Below are 20,922 nucleotides of genomic sequence, written 5' to 3'. Positions count from 1 at the left end.
AACAGGTTTTTTTAACTTTTTTTAATTCCTATTTCCATCAACCGCGATACACCCATAGTCCGTACGGGATTCGAACCCGTGTTACCGCCGTGAAAAGGCGGTGTCTTAACCCCTTGACCAACGGACCCTGAGCTTTTTAACTCTTTCTATTATACCCACTTTTAGAATCTTGTCAACTAGTTTTTTAAAAATTAGTTGACAGGATTCTAGATTCACAAGTATATGAGTTGCTGAGATTACAATTCAGCAATTTGATTCAAGTTTACTTCTGCTACTGTATCATTACCAAACATTGAAATAATCATTTTCACTTTGTTATTATCAATTTCAGTAATTTTTCCTGTGTAATCAGCAAAGGCACCATCTATGATTCGAACTGTTTGACCAACTTCAACATTGATATCGAATTCTTGAACCGTTTGTCCCATTGATACCAAGATATCTCTGATTTCTTGTTCCAAAAGCGGAGTTGGTTTAGATCTGTTTCCGTGTGAGCCGACAAATCCCGTAACGTTTGGTGTGTTACGAACTACAAACCAAGCTTCATCAGTCATAACCATTTCCACAAGGACATATCCTGGGAAGCGATTTTCTTCAACTTCTTTTTTCTTCCCATTTTTTTCAACTTGCACAGTTTGAGTTGGAATTTCCACACGTAGGATATTATCCAACATATTGTATGTTTGTGCACGTTGCAAGAGATTTTCTTTTACTTTATTTTCATAACCAGAATATGTTTGTAGGACAAACCATCCTTTATCAAAACTATCCATCTTTTTTCCTTTCTTAATGGTAAACTTCTTTCAGCCTATTTATACTATCTTAAAAAATGTTAATGAATCGGATCAATCCGCTAACGATTAACTGGTCAAAAATATAAATGATGACAACAAAGAAGGCAGTGTATTCCATGATAGATTTGAAATCTACCCAACTTTGTTTTCGAGTTGGCCAAGTTGTATCTTTAAGAAGTGTAAAGATATCCTTAATAAAACCCATTCTTATCTCCTATCTCGTTTCTCGATGTGTTGTGTATTTACCACAATGTTTACAAAATTTATTTACTTCTAAGCGAGTCGGTTTTGGATTCCCACTAATTTTAATTGAGTAGTTTCTTGAACCACAAACCGCACAGGCTAAACTTGCTTTTTTAAGTGCCATAGCGCCTCCATCCTATCTATTATAACAAGAATCCTTGTCTTTGACAAGTTAAATTGCACTCTGCATTTTCCTATTTTAAAATAAAAAAGCCTAGGAATAATCCTAGACTCTATTTTACATTATTTACCAAGGTAGTATTCAGAAACTACGTTCAATTTTTCGTCAAATTCGAATACCAATGGTGGGAAGTTAGGGATTTCCACATCCATGATTTCGTCGTCTGACAATTGTTTGATGTGTTTTACAAGGGCGCGGATTGAGTTACCGTGTGCACCTACGAATACGTTTTTACCATCTTTAAGTGCTGGAGCGATTTTATCTTCCCAGAATGGAAGAGCGCGTTCCAAAGTCACTTTCAAGTTTTCAGCATCTGGAATTACTGAGTCATCAAGTGAAGCGTAACGACGGTCTGTGTGAGCTGAGTGCTCATCATCACGAGGCATTGCTGGAGGCAATACATCGTATGAACGACGCCAGATGTGAACTTGCTCATCACCAAATTGTTCAGCAGCTTCAGCTTTGTTTTTACCAGTCAAACCACCGTAGTGACGTTCGTTCAAGCGCCATGATTTTTCAACTGGAACCCAAAGTTGGTCAGATGCTTCAAGTGCAAGGTTAGTTGTTTTGATTGCACGTTTCAATACTGAAGTGTAAGCTTGGTCAAATTCAATACCAGCTTCTTTGATCAATTTACCAGCATCGATAGCTTGTTGAGTACCTTTTTCAGAAAGATCTACGTCAGCCCATCCTGTGAAAAGGTTAGCTTTGTTCCATTCAGACTCACCGTGGCGAGCGAAAACCAATTTTACCATTAGTTGGATTCTCCTTTTATTTTTCGAGGTTGCCCTCGTTTATCTATTCTATTTTACACAATTTTTCACAAAAAAGCTAGTTTAAATCAACGAAAAAGAGAAGAGCTAATGGACTCTTCCCTAAAAAATAATTTATTCTTCAATTCTAAATTGTTTCAAGCTTGCTAGGTACAGAGCCCCACCAATCACAAGGACAATTCCACCAATCCATCCAAGGAAAGGAATCAAGGCAACTACAGAACCTACGATAAATAGAATCGATGGTGCTAGTGAAATACGATTGTCATCCTTATAGTAGACAAGTGAAAGGATTCCAAGAATGAGGGTTGCAATTTTCACTAAAGAGAACACAATGAAAATAATGCCCAAAATTAGCCCTGCAGCATCTTCGTCTTCAGAAATGGCTGCAAGAAATACCATAAAAATTGGTAAGAAAGCTAAAATAGCTCCTGCAATAATACCAATAAAGCCATCTACTTGTGCTAGTGTTTTTGTCTTCATAAATATCTCCTTTTATTTTAATAAGGTATATTATACCATATTTTTATTAAAGTTTTTATTTTTTAAAAAAATACAGGAAGACCCTGTATTTTTGTTAGATTATTTAGCTTCAAATCCTTCTGCTACTGCATCCGCAAAGTTTTCTTCAACGATGCTTGCACAGTGATTACAGATTGTTGCATGGTAGCTACGTTCTGCTGTACTTGGATCGATACGACGGCAACGATCACAAACTTCACCAGCCGCACGCTCAACCGTGAAGGCCACATCTTCAAAGTTAACTGCACCTTCTGGAGCTGGACCTTCAGCGATGGTCAATTTAGAGACGATCAAGAGTTGGGCTACATTGCTATCAACAGCTCCAAGAAGAGTCTTCACTACTTCATTAGGATAAACTGTCAAATGAGCTTCAAGAGATTTACCAATCACTTTTTCATTACGTGCTTCTTCCAAAGCCTTTTGAGCTTGTCCACGGAAGTCCATAAAGGCTGACCATGTATCCAAGATTTCCTCTTGGTTGGCAAATGTTTGTGCTTCAGGTAATTCTGATAATTGAACAAAGTCTTCTGTTTCAAACTCGAGATATGACCAGATTTCTTCAGCAGTGTGTGGAAGAATTGGTGTCAAGAGTTTGGTAATTTTCACAAGGATGTCATAGAAGACTGTTTGCATCTGACGGCGTTCGAGAGATTTTGCACCTTCGATATAGACAACATCTTTGGCAAAGTCAAGATAGAAAGCAGACAAATCAACGTTGATAAAGTTCACTAGAGCTTTATAGATTGTCAAGAATTCAAAGTCAGCATAAGCGTCACGAATAGTCTTAACAAGTTGGTTAAAGCGGATAGTCATGTACTTATCAACAGAACGAAGTTCTTCGTAAGCGACTGAATCCTCAGCTGGGTTAAAGTCAGATGTGTTAGCAATCAAGAAACGAAGGGTGTTACGGATCTTACGGTAAGTTTCAGAGACTTGGCTCAAGATATCCATAGAGATACGTACGTCGTTACTTGAGTCTACACTGGTTACCCAGAGACGCAAGATTTCTGCACCAAATTGTTTTTCAACGTCGCTTGGGGCAATGGTATTTCCAAGAGATTTAGACATCTTCTCACCTTTACCGTCAAGGGCAAAACCTTGTGACAAGATTTGTTTGTATGGTGCTACACCATGGTTGGCAACAGATGTGATGAGTGATGAGTTGAACCAACCACGGTATTGGTCTGAACCTTCAAGATAAAGATCTGCTGGATATTTGAGTTCTGGACGGTTAACCACTACACCATTCCATGATGAACCTGAGTCAAACCAAACGTCCATGATGTCTGTTTCTTTCTTGAACTCGCCATTTGGTGAACCTGGATGGGTAAATCCTTCTGGCAAGAGGTCTTTAGCATCACGTTCCCACCAGATGATTGAACCATGTTCTTCAAAGAGTTGAGCTACATGCTCGATGGTTTCAGCTGTCATGATTGGTGTGCCATCTTCTGCATAGAAGATTGGAAGAGGAACTCCCCAAGCACGTTGACGAGAGATCACCCAGTCACCACGGTCACGAATCATGTTGTAAAGACGGACTTTACCCCACTCTGAGTGGAACTTGACTTTTTCAATTTCGTCTAAGATTTCTTGGCGGAATTTAGATACAGAAGCAAACCATTGAGGCACTGCACGCCAGATGATTGGTTTTTTCGTACGCCAGTCAAATGGGTAGGAGTGAGAGATTTCTTCTTGAGCAAGAAGTAGATCACCAAGTTTTTCAATAACCGTTGGCACAACCTTGTCGTAGAATTGACCTTCGAACTCTGCACCTGCATTGGCCATCATGATCCCGCGTTCGTTAACAGTCACAGCAACTTCAAGCCCATTGGCAACACCGACATTGTAGTCATCCTCACCAAAACCAGGAGCTATATGGACGATACCAGTACCAGAATCTGTTGTAACGTGGTCACCAAGGATAACGAGTTCATCTACTTCTGTATCCCACGGGTGTTCTGTCACAATTTGGTTCAATTCTGAACCACGGTAAGTTGCCAAAACCTGAACATCAGACCAACCGAATTTCTCAGACAAGCTGTTCAACAATTCTGAAGCAACCACAAACTTACGAGATTCGCCAGCTGGTTGAACCAAGACGTAATCAATATCCGCACCAACAGTCAAACCACGTGAAGCCGTGATGGTGAATGGAGTTGTTGTCCAAACGACGATATAAGTATCAGTATCTAGAACACCTTTGCCATCTTTGACTTTGTTGGCATAGTAAAGTGATGTTGAAACCAAGTCATGGTATTCAATTTCCGCTTCGGCAAGCGCAGACTCAGATGACCAAGACCAATAAACGGGCTTCGCTCCACGGTAGATGTAGCCTTTATTAGCCATTTCACCGAAGACACGGATTTGCGCTGCTTCATAGTCAGGAGTTAGTGTTACATATGGATTTTCCCAGTCACCAGAAACACCCAAACGTTTAAAGTCTTCGCGTTGTTTATCTACTTGAGACAGAGCGTATTCACGGCAAAGTTTCAAGTATTCAACAAGGTCCATCTCTTTGCGTTTAACACCTTGTTTTGCCAAAACTTGCTCAATTGGCAAACCATGAGTATCCCAACCTGGGATGTAAGGTGCGTAAAATCCTGACATAGACTTAGAACGAACAATGATATCTTTTGAAATCTTGTTCATGGCATGTCCTACGTGGATGTTCCCGTTAGCGTATGGAGGGCCATCATGAAGCGTGAAATGCGGTTTTCCTTCATTTAATTCTTGACGACGTTGATAAAGTTTAGCTTCATCCCATTCCTTTTGCCAAACTGGCTCTTTGGTCGGAAGACCGGCACGCATTGGAAATTCTGTTTTTCCAAGATTGAGGGTTTCTTTAAGTTTCATTAGTACTCCTTTAATGTAAATTGACAATATAAAAACCACGACTCGCAAAAAGGACGAAAATCGTGGTACCACCTTTGTTCGGAAAAAGACCTAGTCTCTTTCCCTCTTTTCCCGTAACGTGGGCAACGTCAAATCTTACTATTTTCAGATTTGATACTAAGAGAGGATAAATTTACCAACAGGGATTGTAGGACTTCCACCATCTCCTACTCGCTAGAAATGTGTTTGATAAATTCTTGTTCTCTAATGAGATTCTTATAAAATTAGAACTGACTCTTGTTGAGTGTCAGCATCATCTTGAGGTCCTTCCTCATGTACTGGTTCAACAGGAGTTTCAGCAACTGGCTGAACTTCAACTTCAGTTTCAGTTGACTCTTCAGCAGCTTGTTCTGCTTCTAACAATTCCTTGTTAGCTGCTTCAATACGCGCTTGAAGTTCTGCAACTTCTTCTGGAGAAAATTGACGAGTCATGTCAATTGGTTCTTCATCATGATATGAAGATACATCTTCACCTAGAACCTCTTGGACGACTTCCTTGAATGCTTCGTCGCTAGTTTGAAGATAAGTTGCAGTCGGACGCAAAATTTCTTCCCAATCTGATGAATCAACAATAGCCAACTGACTTTCGATTGTTGATTTCAAACGTTGGTGGAAGACGCGACTCTTGTTCTTTAACTCTTCAGTTTCTACAGCAACTTTTTTAGCATTATCTGTTGCTTGTCGCAAAATTTCATTGGCTTTGTATTTTGCTTCATCAAGCAAGCGTTGAGCATCTTGCTCAGCCTGCTTAATGATGTTATTAGAACGGTCATTCGCAGCTTGTTTCACACGTTCAGCTGTGTCTTGAGCAATCAATACTGACTGACTCAATGAATCTTTAATTTCATCAAAATAAGATAGACGGTCTTCTAAATTTTTAATGTGCTGATCTTTTTCATGATTACTACGAACTAAGTCTTCATAGTCACGAACAACAATATCTAAAAATTCATCAACTTCTTCACGGTTAAAACCTCTAAACTGAACACCAAAGGTTTTATCCTTAATTTCTAACGATGTAATTGGCATATTTTTCCTCACTTATTTAATAAAAAATAGAATCATTAATTGTTTCTGGTTCTTGCTCGTTTGTTACTGTTCTCTTAGGAATATCAGTCGTATAGTCGGAAAGACGTTCTTCTAGTTTTTTGATGTAGAGTTCAGTTTCCTCTTTGTTTCGGATTAATTCCTCTAATTCAAAATAAATCTTATCTAGAAATAAATCAACTTCTTCCTGATTGTAGCCTCTGAATGATCTTGAGAAAGCTTTATCACTAATTTCTTGTGGTGTAATTGACATATTTTTCTCACTTGCTTAATAGTAGCTGGACTGTTAATTTTTTCTTATCCTTCTTGGTTTGACCATTTTCTTTGAGTAAGATAATTCGACCAAAGCGTCTGACGCTGATTAAATCACCAATTTTTACCGGATAGTCCGATTTTTCAACTATATGATAGTTGACTTGAACCAACTTTTTTTCAACCAAAGCCGAAGTTTGGGAACGAGATAATTTCAATATGCTAGATAAGAAGGTATCCAGACGAAGACTTGAAACCAAGACTTCTTTTTCTTGATAGTCATCTTTGGATTCTATTATATCTGAAAAAGGACGTTCTACTAAACTTACAGGCAACTTGGAAATCTTTTGAATTCCATCCTGGAAAAGAGTGGTAAATCTTCGATCGACAATAATTTGGGCTTTATCTTCTGTCACCAGAATGTCTCCGAATAACTTCCGGTCAATACCTAGTCGATTGAGAACTGTACCCAATATCTTTGAATGGGTCAGTTGCTGAAACTTGCTGGGATACACGATCTCAAGCAAGGTCATTTCAAAATCTTCCAAACTTGGCGTGAAGTAATCAGGCGCTAAAATAACCCTAGCGTATTCCGAAGAGATATAACTCGTACTAGAGAAGACTTTTATCCCTCTATTATTTCCCAAAGTTTCCAAGATAAATACTTGGTGAGGATTTATAAAAGGAGATAAAATCGGTGCATAGTGCTCCTCGACTTGACTCAACCATTCCAAGCCCTTATCGATGAATGGAATATCCTCCGTTGCGAAATGTTGGTAAAGTTCTTTGCTCATAACACGACCAGCAAATTGATGAGATAGCGACTAATCATGCGTAAGAGAATTAGGGCTATCCAAACAGAGAAATCCAAACCTGCGATTTGAAGAGGTAGACGTTTTAGAGGCTCAAGAATTGGTTTACACAAAGTCTCTAAAAATTTCCCCAACTGTGTGTTATAGGCATTTGGAAACCATGATAATAGAGCAAAAGCTACAAGTATCAGTGAATAGATATCTGTAGCATTTTGGATAAAACGAATTATTAGAAACATTAACGTACTCTATTTCTCTTCATGTCAAAGTCGTATTCTTCGCTTTGAGCTTCTTCAGGTAAACGAATATCTTCAATGTTTACCACAACACCAACAGGTGTCAAAAGATACATTGTGTTCGCTACTTTTCTTAACTCACCAGCAAGGACATGACGTGCCCCATCCAAGTAATCCAAACAACGACGAGCTTGAACTTCTGTCATATATTGGAAGTCAATCAAGATACTTTCATTTCCAGCCAACAAATCAACAATATCTGTTGCATCTTCGTAACGGCGTGGGTAACGAACATCGATGGTTACTTTTTCAGTAGAGCGATGGCTTTCAATTGCTAGTTGTTGCTGACGGGCATGAAGTTTTGTAATATTTTTCTCTTTTGCTTCGGCTGAAGAAGATTCTTGAGCAGCAGTTTGCTGTGGTAATTCTCTTTTTTGAGGAACCGAAGCTAGTGAACGTTCAGGTTGTGCAGCTACAACTTCTGAAGCAACTTCATCTCCATCTTCTGTAAAGTAATCTATAAATTTATCAAATTTATCTTTTAATGACATGATTATTTCCTATTTAAAAAATGCTGTACCAATTCGAACAAAAGTTGAGCCACACTGAATCGCTTCTTTGTAGTCACGACTCATTCCCATACTTAGTTCTGTCATTGGCATATTGGGGAATTGTTGTTCACGAATGTATTGTTGCAACTCTTGCGTTTCTTTAAAGATTTTTTGCAACTCTTCTGTTTGGGCCTCAAAGGGAGCCATGGTCATGAGACCAACATACTCGATTTGATCCAAGCTAGACAAGTCTGGCAAGACTGTCAATAGATCCTCTTTTGAAAAACCATGCTTGCTTTCCTCTCCAGAAATATTGACCTGCAAAAAACATTTAACTGTTCTATCGGCACGTTTTTGAATCTCTTGGGCTAATTTCAAAGAATCTAAAGCGTGAAAATAATCAACATAAGGAATGATATCCTTGACTTTTCTTCTTTGCAAGCTACCAATCAAGTGCCAAGTAACATCTTTATCACTTAAAGCATGATACTTTTCAAGAAATTTGTCGACACGGTTTTCACCGATGTGTTTGACTCCTTGGTCAATCAAATTTGCTGCAGTTGCAATATCAACATATTTTGTTACGGCAATTACAGAAACCGAGCCGTCTTCACGGCCGGTTTCTTGAATTGCTTTTGTAACCTGTTGAAATACCTGATTTGTATTTTCTTTTAAATCCATCTCTATTAACGGTTTTTAAAGAATGGTGGTGTTTCCAACTCATCTTCGTCAGAAGCTGGTGCTTCAAAACGCTCAACTGGAGATACGACTGATTCACCTTGACGAACAATTGAATCACGTCTCAAGTCCCAGTCACCAAAAGCTGATGCTTTAGGCGCTTCAGTGTGACGTTGTGAAGGAGTTGGAAGTTCAGCTGTTTCTGCCAAATCAAAATGACGGTCATAAGTGTGTGTATGTCCAGATTTTACTGGTTCACGGAATGACGCTTGTCTTGGTTGTGGCGCTACAACTTTTTCGACTGCATCTTGACGAACTCCAGTTGCAACAACAGTTACACGGATTTCATCTTTCATTGATTCATCAATAGAAGTACCGAGCCAGATATTTACGCCATGTCCAGCAGCTTGATTGACGATTTCAGAAGCTTCTTCCGCTTCAATCAAAGTCATATCCAAACCACCAGTTACGTTAACGATAACATCTTCCGCTCCATCAATAGTTGTTTCAAGAAGTGGTGAGTAGATAGCTTTACGAGCTGCTTCGATAACACGCTCTTCTCCGCTACCGATACCGATACCCATAAGGGCATTTCCTTTGTTTGCCATTACTGTCTTCACGTCTGCGAAGTCCAAGTTGATCAAACCAGGATTTGTAATCAAATCTGTAATCCCTTGAACACCTTGACGAAGAACGTTATCTGCTTCAGACAAAGCTTCAAGAAGTGGAGTTTTCTTGTCAACAATTTCTAATAAGTTGTTGTTTGAGATAATCAAGAGAGTATCAACATGTTCACGTAGTTCGTTGATCCCTTGGACTGCGAATTGACCACGTTTGCTTCCTTCGAAACCGAATGGACGTGTCACAACACCGACAGTCAAAGCACCTAAACCTTTAGCGATACGAGCGATAACTGGTGCAGCACCTGTACCAGAACCACCACCCATACCAGCAGTGATGAAGACCATATCTGCACCACTGATAGCTTCAGTAATTGCTTCTTCGCTTTCTTCAGCAGCCTTACGACCAACTTCAGGCTGTCCTCCAGCACCAAGTCCGCGAGTTAATTTTGGACCAAGTTGGATAACTGTTTCAGCTTTTGTACTGCTCAAGGCTTGCACATCTGTGTTGGCTGCGATGAACTCAACACCTGAAACGCCTTCGTCAACCATGCGGTTAATGGCGTTTCCACCGCCACCACCGACACCAATTACTTTAATTACTGCACCTTGTGCTGCTGCTGTATCAAATGAAAATGTCATATTTTATTCCTCTATCCTATTCATCAAACATGCTTCCGATTAAGCTACGGAATCGGTCAGTCAATTTTGGTTTTTCTTCTGATTGATTTGGAGTTGCTGATTCAGCAGTATAAGTTGGTTCTGCTGATTCAGTTGAAGTTGTACCAAACACTGAACGTTGAGAAGCTGCAGGTTTTTCCTGACTTGAAGTTCTGAAATCAATTGGTTGTTGACGTAGAACTTGGTCTCCTCTGATAGCTCTTTGAGCTAAAACATTCACTTCTGTAAGACTTCCAGCAAATTCTGACAAACTAATCACATGAGCAAATGCAGGATTGCGGATACCTACTTGGTTTGGAACATAAAGTTTCACACGAACTCCAAGTACTTCTTGGGCAAGCTCAACGATACCTGGTAGAATAGCATTCCCACCAATCAGAGCAATACCTCCCGGCAAGTCCAACAAATGTCTTCTTTCCAAATCTTGTTTGATTTGTTCAAAGATGTGTTTCAATCTAGCTGAAATAATTTGAGCCAAGTATTCTTCTGTAACTTCAACAGGTTCTACTTCACCAATCACTTCAACTTGGAAAGTTTCTTTGCTTGCAAGTTGCGGATAAGCTTCACCGTAGTTAAGCTTCAAACCTTCTGCAATCTTCTTAGAAGTTTTAAGAACTTTTGAAATGTCTTTAGTGACGTAGTCGCCACCTTCTTGGTAAACATTTGTGTATTGTAGTTCTTGATTACGGATAGTAGCAACACTTGTTTGGCCACCACCCATATCAATAACAGTCGCTCCAAACTCACGTTCGCCTTCGTTAAGAACAGAGTTTACAATTGCAAGCGGTGAAATAATCACGTTATCAACTTGAACTCCAACACGTTCTACAGTTTTACGAAGGTTGTGAAGAATGGTTCTTGGACCTGTATAGAGAAGCCCACGCATTTCCAAACGAACACCCATCATACCACGAGGGTCACGAATACCTTGGAAACCGTCTACTACAAATTCTTCTGGCACAAACGTAATCACTTCACGATCAGGTGTCATGCTCTTAGTCAAAGCTGATTTGACAACATTCTCAACATCTTGATCTGTAATTTCTTTTGTATCTGATGTTACAGGAATCATTCCTTGAGTTGGTTCCACTTGCAACAAGTTTGCTGGAAGCCCAACGTTTACTGATTTGATTGAAATCCCTGCTTTTTCTTCTGCTTGAGAAATAGCAGATTTGATAGCCGTTGCTGCAGCTTCGATGTCAACGATAATCCCATCCTTGACACCTTTACTTTTGGCGTTGCTAACACCGATTACATTTACTTCACCATCTACAAGCTCAGCAACTAACACTTTAATTGAGCTTGTTCCAATATCTAAGCCTGTAAAGAAACCATTTCTAGTCATTACATTGCGTCCTCTCTATCTTCCAAGTTTCACACTTTGATTTTTTTAACAGCTACAAGAAGGCATAGCTATTCACAGAATATTATATCACAAAAATCCGATTCGTGCCTAATTTTTTGTGATTTTATCGAAGGTTTTTCATTAAATTTATTTTAATATTCCATTACAAGTCCCTCTTTTTAATTTTTTCTATGAAAAACAGTGTAAAAATGTCAGAAAAACTGAAAAATGGCTATGAAAATCCCTATTTTTTCCAAAACTGATATATCCATTTGCAATTATTTTCCTATTCATTTTCAAAGCAAGGGGTGATATCAAAATACACTAGGCTATACGCTCCCCTTTTTGCATGATATTATCGTTCATTTTTATCTTCCTAAAAAAGAAAAAAGAAGCTAGAAACTAGCTTCTTTTTATGAAAATTCTTTCTCTACTACCTCAAGAGCACGTTCAATGACCACATGCATGTCGTAGTATTTATAGTCTGCTAGGCGGCCACAGAAGATGACCTTGTCATTTTTGGCTGCTTCTTCTTGATACTTAGCAAACATAGCGTTGTTCTTTTCATCGTTGATTGGGTAATATGGTTCGTCTCCACGTTTCCAATCAGCAGGGTACTCACGAGTGATAACCGTCTTAGGTTGTGTACCATACTCGAAATGCTTGTGCTCAATGATACGAGTATAAGGAATCTCACGCTCTGTATAGTTGACCACAGCATTCCCTTGATGATTTTCCTCATCCAAGACTTCGTGCTCGAATCGAAGGCTGCGGTATTCTAACTCCCCATGTTTGTAGTCAAAGTACTGGTCAATCATACCTGTAAAGACAACTTTTTCCGCTGAGCTTTCCAGCTCTTCACGATTAGCAAAGAAATCAACCCCAAGTTCTACTTCTACATCGCCCAACATGTTTTCGATGATGACGTTGTAGCCACCGATTGGAATTCCTTGGTAACGGTCATTAAAGTAGTTGTTATCAAAGGTCAAACGCACTGGGAGGCGCTTGATGATAAATGGTGGAAGTTCTGTTGCTGAACGTCCCCATTGCTTTTCTGTATAGCCCTTGATTAATTTTTCATAGATATCCGGACCAATCAACTTGATGGCTTGTTCTTCAAGGTTCTTTGGCTCAACATCCTTCATATCCGCCGTTTGTTCTGCAATCTTGTCCTTGACTTCTTGTGGTGTCTTAGTTCCCCACATAGCGTAGAAGGTATTCATGTTGAAAGGAAGATTGTAGAGGCTGCCCTTGTAGTTAGCCACTGGTGAGTTGATATAGTTATTGAATTCAGCGAACTGGTTCACATAGTCCCACACTTTTTTGTTAGAAGTATGGAAAATGTGGGCACCATACTTGTGGACATTGATGTCTTCAACATTTTCACAGTAGATATTTCCACCGATGTGATCACGTTTGTCAATCACTTTTACTTTTTTTCCACGTTTTGTAGCTTCATGTGCAAAGATTGCTCCAGACAATCCTGCACCAACGATCAGATAGTCGTACATTTTATTCTCCTTTTTATAATTTGACGATTCGATTGAAATAAGGAATTTTCATTAATAAACTAACAACAATTAAACTTACACACAAAGTGAGTATTGGAAAAAGCAAATATGCACCTGTATAACTAAAACCAAGTAACTTTTCTAACACTTTGATAACGTAAGTATGTACTATAAAAACTCCCATTGTTTGATTGGAAAGTGTAACAATCCAGTTACTTTTGTTTTCTTCCAAAGAGAGTGTTAATACCGTCAGGAAAATTCCTAAACTGACAATTTTTACAAATAAAATATCATAAAAATATTCCGCAAAAAGATTATGGTAAATGGTCTTTGCTAAGAAAAATAGAATTAATGGAGAAATTAACATCAACAGTACTGCAGCTATTTTCATCCATCTCCTAAAGCCTTTTTTTATAAACTCTTTATCAAATTGTGCTATCAAACCTCCCAAAATGTAGTAGAAAAACCACGTCCATAACCTAAAGGTTTGTATAACATATGACTGCAAGGGCATTTGAAATACCATATTTGCCAACTCAAAGACCAAACCAATAGTAACCAATGAAGATAGTATATATAGATAGCTTCTTTTTGAATTTAGAAATTTTCTTAAAATTGGCAAACACAAATAGATAAGTATTAGTGCACCAAAAAACCAAAACTGGGAGAAATACCCTTTTTGTAACAGAGAACCTATAATTTTTTTAATTGGATTAACTGTAAAGTCTCTTTTAAAAAGCCAAACGATAATGGTCCATAATGATACTATTGTTAAAATCCATTTGACTTTCTGAAGTATGTAGGGATAAGTTATCTCCTTCTTTCCTAACAATAAATAACCATTGACCATAAAAAATAGGGGAATAGAGTAGGTACCTAAATAATATAAATATGCCAAAAGATTCCAAGAACCTGTTTCTTTAAATCCAACCATCGTTGTATGAAGTAGAACAACTCCAATACATGCAAGCACTTTTATTAAATCTAAATTAATATTCCGAGTTTTATGCATTCTATTTTTTCCCAATGATTTGTTTTAATTCTTTTACATCTACCACTTTCAGAGATAGAATTGCAAAAAGATAAATGATTCCGCCAAGCACTGCAAAAACTAGAACATTTAGGGTTGGCGAAAAATGTATAACTGTTTTTGAACCTAGCAAAATGCCATACATGATAGCTGATGCTAGAATAATTTTTGTCATAGATCCAATAATAGGAACTTCTTTTAGGTATCTGCGGGTAAAGTATAATTGAATCGCCCACACTAGAGCCTCTGTCAAGACAGAGACAATAGCTGCTCCGATATAACCTAGCTTAGGAAGGAATAATAAGTTTAATCCTACACTGATAATTGCAGGAGCCGTTGTTGAAATCATGAATTCTTTATTTCGGTTATGAGGGATCAATATCTGAATTCCCATAATATTGGTCCAACCGATGAAGAACATACGGAAGATCATAATAGCAATTGCATAGCGTGCATCCTGAAAATCTTGACCAAGGAAAAATTGAACAAAATCATCATTGACAATCAAGATTCCTGCCATCATTGGAAAAATGACTAAATTATAAATAAGGAAGGACATTTCATGCATCTTATTGACTGCTTTATGATCACCTGTGGCTAATAAATGCGCAACACGAGGTAGCATAACACTCCCCAAGGAAGTTACCAAGGTCAGAAGGATATTTACCAACTTTAGAGCCTGGTCATAAATCCCTACATCTTTTGTAGAAGCTAAGGCTCCAAGCATGGTACGATCTAGCGTTACATACAAGGAAATCGCCACTTGCGGAAGGAACAATAAGATGACGGGTTTCAAATGATGCCTAGCATATTCTATGTCAAAATGAGGTCTACCGATAAACTCTCGAGCAGGCAACCACATACTTAGTTGCCCCAAAAGCTCAAATATGGTTAGCAAAAAAACATAGAGGTAAAGATCATTTGCAGATTTGACAAAGAGAAAGATAGAGGTAACCCCAACGATTTTAACCGTAATGTTTCGAACAGTAATCTTTCGAAAATCCTCCAACCCTTGAAAGAGCCAAGAGATATCCAAACCTTTAGAAACTAAACTCAAGCCTAGAATGTAGGCTACCGGATTTTGCATAAAGGGAAGAGCCAGGCAAAGAAGGCCATACAAGGTTAGAGAAAGAAGGGTTGCACCTAATTGCAGAGAATAGATTCCCCAAAAGTTTTTTTCGATTTCCTTACGATGCCCTGAAATGACCTTGGTTCCATAGTTAGCAACTCCCAACGTCGCTAATAGAATAAAGTAGGTGACAATGGAATTAAAGTATCCGTACGTCCCTAAATCATCCGAAGAAAAGACCCGTGTCACATAGGGAGTCGTAATAATCGGGAGTATAATCACCAACAATTGATAAGAAAGATTGTAGGCGTAGTTTTTTAATACTTTCATGTCAATCCGTCCTATTTATAATCAATCTGTGAAATTAGAAATTGTGACCGAACAGACTTATAATGGGCAATTATTCTAAAAGCTTCTATCATATTTCCTCTTTCCTACAATTTTTTGATATTTGTTGCAAATTAAATTGGTTTTATGCACGATACTATCGTAGCAACAAATACAATTTAGGGCTAAACATAAAAATAAGGTATTTTAGTTTTACTTTCCATGATAGCTTACTATTTTTTAGCAACTCACTCATTTCGACTTTCAACAACTCTTTATCTTTTGAAAAATCTTTTAAGCCTGAGTCAGCTTTTGCACCAATCACTACAAAACCACCTAATAATTTTTTAGCTTGCAAAGCTTGCTTTAATTCCGGGCTCTGAATGTACTCTCTTTTAACAACTTCCTCATTTTTTGCAACAGCTTTAAAGAAATCATATCTTTTTTCAGTAAATGTTGAACGAACTATACTCCCTTCCCTACGATAGTAATTGTAGGTTTCAAGCGGGCTTATCACGATTCTTTCAGCCAAGGCAAGGTGCTCTCCAACAACATAAAAATCCTCATAGATTTTCCCAACTGGAAAAGGGACGCGTTCCAATATGCTTTTTTTATAAAGCTTAGCACAGGCAGAAACCGTTGCAACTTTGTCGTCCAACATTAGTTCCAAGGCCTTCTCCTTTGTAATCACACTCAAGCTTTCATAGTCTGACTGTTTAAGATGATGAGAACTATAATCATCATACTTTGAAGTTGCTTTGACCTTTGTTGAAATCAAGTCTGCTTGATGTATTTCTTGTATTTTTACTATTAATTCAAGCGTGTAGTCTTCAAGGTAATCATCTGGATCTAAAAAGAAAATCCAATCTGAGTTGGCTTTTGTAACTCCAAAGTTACGCGCATCAGATAAGCCTCCATTTCCCTTGTGAAAAACATGGATATTTTCATATTCTCGGGCGTAATCTTCACACAATCGAGGAGAATCATCTGTTGAACCGTCATTGACAAGGATCACTTCAAAATTTTGATAGGTTTGTTTCAGCAGGCTATCTATCGCATAGTGCAAATAGTCGGCAATATTATATACCGGAACAACGATGCTAATAAACATCCTAAACCCCTCTCTCTTTTTCTTTCTTTTTAGAGTATTTCTTCAAAATTGGATTAAGTATTAAGGCCATTGCAAACTTGGTCTTATAGTTCAAATAAGACAATCTGTCAAACTTTTTCCTAGGAATATAGTCATATGCACTTTTCTCAATTTTGCTATATAGTTCTTTCAAGAGTGTTTCGGAATCATTAACCATCCAAGACAAATCAACCTGCAAACTGATGAGATAATCTAAGGTTTCAGAAACTACTCGGTTTAAAACGGGGTCACTTTCAATTTTTGTAAAATAATCTAGAACTGAATTTGTAACAGTCAAATGGTGACGAACATTACGCTTCATACTCTCGATATTCATACTTTGCTCTGGTCTACCTATGTAGTATTGATAAATATCATAATTCCAATAACTGAAACTATGAACATACTCCAAAGGAAAAAGTGTGTATTGAATATCAACATAAAATGTTTTTTCACTTAAACGAATCTTGTTTTCCGACAAGATTGATGTCTTATAAGTAACCGAGTGCATCGGGATGCGAACATCCGGAATTCCCATGTGTTTTTTGCCAATTTCATACTTGTCTACGAGGTCATTTCGTACTGTAGTATTGTTATAGACATGCTGCTCTGTAAAGTCTGTAATCACCATATCCACATCAACAGTTTCAAGAGTATCTAAAAACTTCTCAAATTCTGATGGAATAACCCAGTCATCTCCATCAATCACTTTAAAAAATTTTCCCTTTGCTTCTTGAATACCGCGATTGATAGTTGAACCATGACCACCGTTTTCTTTTGTAATTACACGGCCATCCAGCAACGAATCTTGGGCTAATATTTCTTCTGCTACTTTAGCAGTATCGTCTGTACTTCCATCGTTAACAACCAATACTTCAAATTTATTTTTATAATCTGATTGCACTTGTTGGAAAGACTCCAGTCCTTTTGAAACGTAGTCCTGAATATTATAACTAGGCATTACAATTGTTAACAAACAATCCTTCATCATATCTCCTAAATCGTCTCAATTAGTTCAATCCACTGCTTGAGAATTTTATCTTTATCGAATTTATCCATATTGTCTTTTGCATGTTCTGAGAAAGACTGTCTCAAAACTTCATTTTCCATCAGTTCAAGCAATTTTTGGCTCAACTTGTCCGTATCATAACACTCAACCAGATAGCCATTAACTCCATCTTCAACAATTTCGTTCGGTCCTGTCGGACAACTAAAGCTAACTATAGGAAGATTGTATTGTTGTGCTTCCAGCAGGACTAGAGGGAGACCTTCATAGCGAGAAGTCATGACATAAATCCCTTTATCTCCATAAATCAAATCCTGATTTTTTTCGAGTCCTTTTATGACTAACTTATCCTGTAAATCATTTTCGTTGATTAAATTTCTGATTTTGTCCACTTCATCTTGATTTCCGGAACCGTAGATTTCCCAAGTCCAGTCAGACCTTTTCGCTAACACTTTTTTCGCGACTTGAACAAGATAATCATATCCTTTTTGATAGTCAAAACGGCCAACCGTCACAATTTTAGTTGATTTTTTATTGTAAGATACATCTGAAAGAGCAGCCTCTTTCCAATTATAGATGTAGCAAATTCTTTCATCAGAAACACCGTATTTTTTTATATAATTTTTACGGTCTTCTTGAGTAAGGGTCACGAGTTTGTCAGCAAATTTCGCTCCAATATACCTTTGTATCTTCTTAACTTTAGTATCAATATCTACTATAGAATTTGTATGGTCGCAGGAAACAAATTTTGTTCTCAAACCAATTGTGCTTGCTACACCAACTGTATTCATACTCATTCCGATTCCAAAAACAATATCAATGTTCTCTTCTTTCAGATAGTTTCTCAATAACTTGACCGCTTTGAGAAAATTTTTACTCATTGATATTTTCTTTGATGATAAATTTTGATATCGAACCGATTGTTTCAGCGAGAAGAAATTGTTTTCTGTAGAAATCATTGAGAGAAGATGAACTTCATACATAGTTGATAACTCATTTGCAAGGCTGGTTGCTACTTTCAGTCCTCCATCTGTTCTATCGATACTCCATTTCACTAAAGCGATTTTTTTCATCTTTAAACTACACTTCCCCTTCATTTTCACCCAGTGAGATAATCTCGTAGTGGTGAAGAGTCCTTTTGTCTTCTGGTGGCAATTGCATATAATCCGCTCCGTAAATGGCTGTTAGATATTCCTTGTATTTACAAGGACAACAAAGTTTAAGATCTTCAAACTGTAATAGGACTGGTTCTCCAAAGTAATCACTCGGTACTATCTCTTTTAATTTGTAAGCTCCCGTAAAATTTCCTGCGTAAGCTTCATCAAACGAATATTTTTTTATCGTTTGTAAATATTTTTTCTGTGCCCAGGTAAAGGAAATAATCTTCTCAATATTAACAGCATTCGCAAAAGCAATAATTATCTTTTCAATGAATGGTCGATTTTCTTTTTTCTGATTCACCAAACTATTGAATTGCGAGAGTTGAACCATCATCCTTGCATACAAGTATCTTAAAGAATGAATTTTTTTCTTTAAAGCATTAGAAGGCATACCATCTAGCGGGAAAATGTCTATCCACAAACTTTCTACCAATTCTTCTTTACTATAATTCATGATGATTTTTGTAGAATCATCTCGAATCACAGAGAAAGCCTTTTTATAGTTTAATGTATCTTCGCTTAAAAACTTGTAGTTTTCTGGCAAGACATTTGAAGCTATTTTTTTAAACTTTTCGTAATCCTCTCTCGGCATACCGATATCGATGTCATCATCCCAAGGTATGAATCCTTTATGACGTACCGCTCCTAGCAAGGTTCCACCTAGAGCATAGTAGGTTAGGTTATTTTCTTCGCAAATATTAATAAACTCTTTCAAAATAGATAAAATCTTATCTTGAATGATTTTGATATCCGACATACTTTCCTCCTATATAAATCGAAATAAAACCGTCTTCCCAGTCTATGCTCTTTTAAGTTCTTGTTAAATACTTCTTACCATTTCACTATACGTTTTTTCAAATGAATGTTATTTTAACTGTTCATCGCCTTCATCAGAAAACTGATAATCCGGGTAGATTAAAGCGCCTACCAAAATCCAAAAAATATTGTAATGAAGATAGAAATTCAAATCATCAATCATGGAATGAAAACTCATCATTATCAAAATAAAAGCAAGAACCCATTGACGACTTTTAATAACTTTAGACAAAGTCAAAGTTAGGACTGAGAGCATCAATCCCAGGATGAGTAAGCCAAATTTTTGTAAAACTTGGACATACAAATTGTCCACATACAGATATGTCTGATAGTTTCTGATTCCCTCAATAGTCAGACCGTTACCGTACCATTCAACCGGTCGTCCAAGGAATCCAAAACCATACAGGTTTAAAGATTTGTTTGCCAAGTATATACGACCACCTAACATACGGTTTACTTTAAAAAGAAGGTCATTGATAAAAGAATGACTTGAATTGAGATAGATAACAGAGACCCAAAAACTAATAATTGCATTTACGATAAAGGTCAGTTTAAAAACCTTAAACACATGTCCTAGTTTAGAGAATAGTTCTGGAAACCACTTTATTAGCAAACTGCATGCCAAAAGTACACAGGAACTATAAAATGTTAAACGAGAATCCGTTTGATCATATACCCAATAAACTGATAGAGCTAACAGCAGCCATTGCCAATATTGGATTTTATTTTGCTTTAAATAAAACACAATAGCGACTATATTCATTAGCAAAATAGATGGGAATAATGCGTAACGAAACCCTAGATAAGTTCGTACTCGAGAGCCAGAAACTTCTATATAATTCGTTATGATTCCTAATTTTGCGCTGATGATAACAAACAACAACAAGAACATACTAACGACTAAAGAAGTTTGCGCCACCTTCTTAAAGGGAACATCTCGTAAAGCATAAATAAATAATATAGTTACAGAAAGTTCTGAACTGAGAGCTGTCATTTTCCCCACGATAAGATAAATTAAAATTGTTGCAAATAATCCAATGAGAGCTCTATAATCATATTTGCTCTTAAAAGACTCTTTTAGGAGCAAAAGAAAGATTGAAAAAGCTATCGCTAATTTATAAACTGTTCCAGGCAGATATCGAGCATAAAAAGTTACATTTAATATCGAAACCGTTAAAAATATTCCTAAAGCAACAAGAGCCAAGAGCTCTGGCAAAGATTTTATTTTTACTACTAATTTCATCCTT

22 protein-coding genes and 1 tRNA gene are annotated in these 20,922 nt (G+C 37.4%); all 23 read right to left on the bottom strand.

Features of this window, described 5'->3' with window-relative positions; translation table 11 throughout:
* Positions 1–55: 55 nt before the first annotated feature.
* A tRNA-Glu gene (locus tag ACWPUA_RS07865) sits at positions 56–127 on the bottom strand.
* A gap of 109 nt (positions 128–236) precedes the next feature.
* Positions 237–773, bottom strand: a complete 537-nt coding sequence (gene nusG / locus ACWPUA_RS07860; RefSeq protein ID WP_004254102.1) for a transcription termination/antitermination protein NusG — start codon at positions 771–773, stop codon at positions 237–239.
* Positions 774–822: 49 nt separating this feature from the next.
* A complete protein-coding gene (secE, locus tag ACWPUA_RS07855; protein ID WP_004254104.1) occupies positions 823–999 on the bottom strand; it encodes a preprotein translocase subunit SecE in 177 nt (58 codons plus the stop codon).
* Positions 1,000–1,008: 9 nt separating this feature from the next.
* The gene (rpmG, locus tag ACWPUA_RS07850) at positions 1,009–1,161 is read right to left on the bottom strand and encodes a 50S ribosomal protein L33 (RefSeq protein ID WP_001809375.1); all 153 of its coding nucleotides are present in this window, start codon (positions 1,159–1,161) and stop codon (positions 1,009–1,011) included.
* A 119-nt stretch (positions 1,162–1,280) separates the two neighbouring features.
* The gene (locus ACWPUA_RS07845; protein WP_004254105.1) at positions 1,281–1,973 is read right to left on the bottom strand and encodes a phosphoglycerate mutase; all 693 of its coding nucleotides are present in this window, start codon (positions 1,971–1,973) and stop codon (positions 1,281–1,283) included.
* 132 nt (positions 1,974–2,105) lie between these two features.
* Positions 2,106–2,474 (bottom strand): hypothetical protein, encoded by a 369-nt coding sequence (locus tag ACWPUA_RS07840; protein WP_004254107.1) that lies wholly within the window; start codon positions 2,472–2,474, stop codon positions 2,106–2,108.
* A 99-nt stretch (positions 2,475–2,573) separates the two neighbouring features.
* On the bottom strand, positions 2,574–5,366 hold the full coding sequence (ileS, locus tag ACWPUA_RS07835; RefSeq protein WP_454380194.1) for an isoleucine--tRNA ligase: 2,793 nt from the start codon (positions 5,364–5,366) through the stop codon (positions 2,574–2,576).
* A gap of 255 nt (positions 5,367–5,621) precedes the next feature.
* The gene (locus tag ACWPUA_RS07830) at positions 5,622–6,434 is read right to left on the bottom strand and encodes a DivIVA domain-containing protein (protein ID WP_281137431.1); all 813 of its coding nucleotides are present in this window, start codon (positions 6,432–6,434) and stop codon (positions 5,622–5,624) included.
* 16 nt (positions 6,435–6,450) lie between these two features.
* Positions 6,451–6,705, bottom strand: a complete 255-nt coding sequence (locus ACWPUA_RS07825; protein ID WP_281137432.1) for a DivIVA domain-containing protein — start codon at positions 6,703–6,705, stop codon at positions 6,451–6,453.
* 7 nt (positions 6,706–6,712) lie between these two features.
* On the bottom strand, positions 6,713–7,498 hold the full coding sequence (locus ACWPUA_RS07820) for a YlmH family RNA-binding protein (protein ID WP_320693579.1): 786 nt from the start codon (positions 7,496–7,498) through the stop codon (positions 6,713–6,715).
* Positions 7,495–7,755 carry a YggT family protein gene (locus tag ACWPUA_RS07815; protein WP_006153053.1) on the bottom strand — a complete coding sequence of 87 codons (261 nt, stop codon included), beginning with the start codon at positions 7,753–7,755 and terminating at the stop codon, positions 7,495–7,497. The genes ACWPUA_RS07820 and ACWPUA_RS07815 overlap by 4 nt, the downstream gene beginning before the upstream one ends.
* Positions 7,755–8,303, bottom strand: coding sequence for a cell division protein SepF (locus ACWPUA_RS07810; protein WP_175859639.1), 549 nt, complete (start codon positions 8,301–8,303; stop codon positions 7,755–7,757). Before ACWPUA_RS07810 ends, ACWPUA_RS07815 begins: the two co-directional genes overlap by 1 nt.
* A 9-nt stretch (positions 8,304–8,312) precedes the next feature.
* On the bottom strand, positions 8,313–8,984 hold the full coding sequence (locus tag ACWPUA_RS07805) for a YggS family pyridoxal phosphate-dependent enzyme (RefSeq protein ID WP_454380190.1): 672 nt from the start codon (positions 8,982–8,984) through the stop codon (positions 8,313–8,315).
* Between the two features lie 5 nt (positions 8,985–8,989).
* On the bottom strand, positions 8,990–10,243 hold the full coding sequence (ftsZ, locus tag ACWPUA_RS07800) for a cell division protein FtsZ (protein WP_006149538.1): 1,254 nt from the start codon (positions 10,241–10,243) through the stop codon (positions 8,990–8,992).
* Between the two features lie 16 nt (positions 10,244–10,259).
* Positions 10,260–11,627, bottom strand: a complete 1,368-nt coding sequence (gene ftsA / locus ACWPUA_RS07795; RefSeq protein ID WP_070679027.1) for a cell division protein FtsA — start codon at positions 11,625–11,627, stop codon at positions 10,260–10,262.
* Between the two features lie 413 nt (positions 11,628–12,040).
* Complete coding sequence (gene glf, locus ACWPUA_RS07790; protein ID WP_454380187.1) at positions 12,041–13,138, bottom strand: UDP-galactopyranose mutase; 1,098 nt, start codon at positions 13,136–13,138, stop codon at positions 12,041–12,043.
* A 13-nt stretch (positions 13,139–13,151) separates the two neighbouring features.
* On the bottom strand, positions 13,152–14,150 hold the full coding sequence (locus tag ACWPUA_RS07785) for an acyltransferase (RefSeq protein ID WP_454380185.1): 999 nt from the start codon (positions 14,148–14,150) through the stop codon (positions 13,152–13,154).
* 1 nt (position 14,151) lies between these two features.
* Positions 14,152–15,567 (bottom strand): flippase, encoded by a 1,416-nt coding sequence (locus ACWPUA_RS07780; RefSeq protein WP_454380183.1) that lies wholly within the window; start codon positions 15,565–15,567, stop codon positions 14,152–14,154.
* 154 nt (positions 15,568–15,721) lie between these two features.
* The gene (locus ACWPUA_RS07775) at positions 15,722–16,675 is read right to left on the bottom strand and encodes a glycosyltransferase family 2 protein (protein ID WP_454380181.1); all 954 of its coding nucleotides are present in this window, start codon (positions 16,673–16,675) and stop codon (positions 15,722–15,724) included.
* 1 nt (position 16,676) lies between these two features.
* Complete coding sequence (locus ACWPUA_RS07770) at positions 16,677–17,681, bottom strand: glycosyltransferase family 2 protein (RefSeq protein ID WP_454380179.1); 1,005 nt, start codon at positions 17,679–17,681, stop codon at positions 16,677–16,679.
* 8 nt (positions 17,682–17,689) lie between these two features.
* Positions 17,690–18,772, bottom strand: coding sequence for a glycosyltransferase family 4 protein (locus ACWPUA_RS07765; protein ID WP_454380177.1), 1,083 nt, complete (start codon positions 18,770–18,772; stop codon positions 17,690–17,692).
* A 7-nt stretch (positions 18,773–18,779) separates the two neighbouring features.
* A complete protein-coding gene (locus ACWPUA_RS07760) occupies positions 18,780–19,616 on the bottom strand; it encodes a LicD family protein (RefSeq protein WP_454380175.1) in 837 nt (278 codons plus the stop codon).
* Positions 19,617–19,724: 108 nt separating this feature from the next.
* Positions 19,725–20,918, bottom strand: a complete 1,194-nt coding sequence (locus ACWPUA_RS07755) for a polymerase (RefSeq protein ID WP_371500956.1) — start codon at positions 20,916–20,918, stop codon at positions 19,725–19,727.
* Between the last annotated feature and the right edge of the window lie 4 nt (positions 20,919–20,922).

The organism is Streptococcus sp. Marseille-Q6504, from assembly GCF_965111625.1.
The sequence above is the reverse complement of the archived record's forward strand: the minus strand, read 5'-3'. Positions and strand labels throughout refer to the sequence as shown.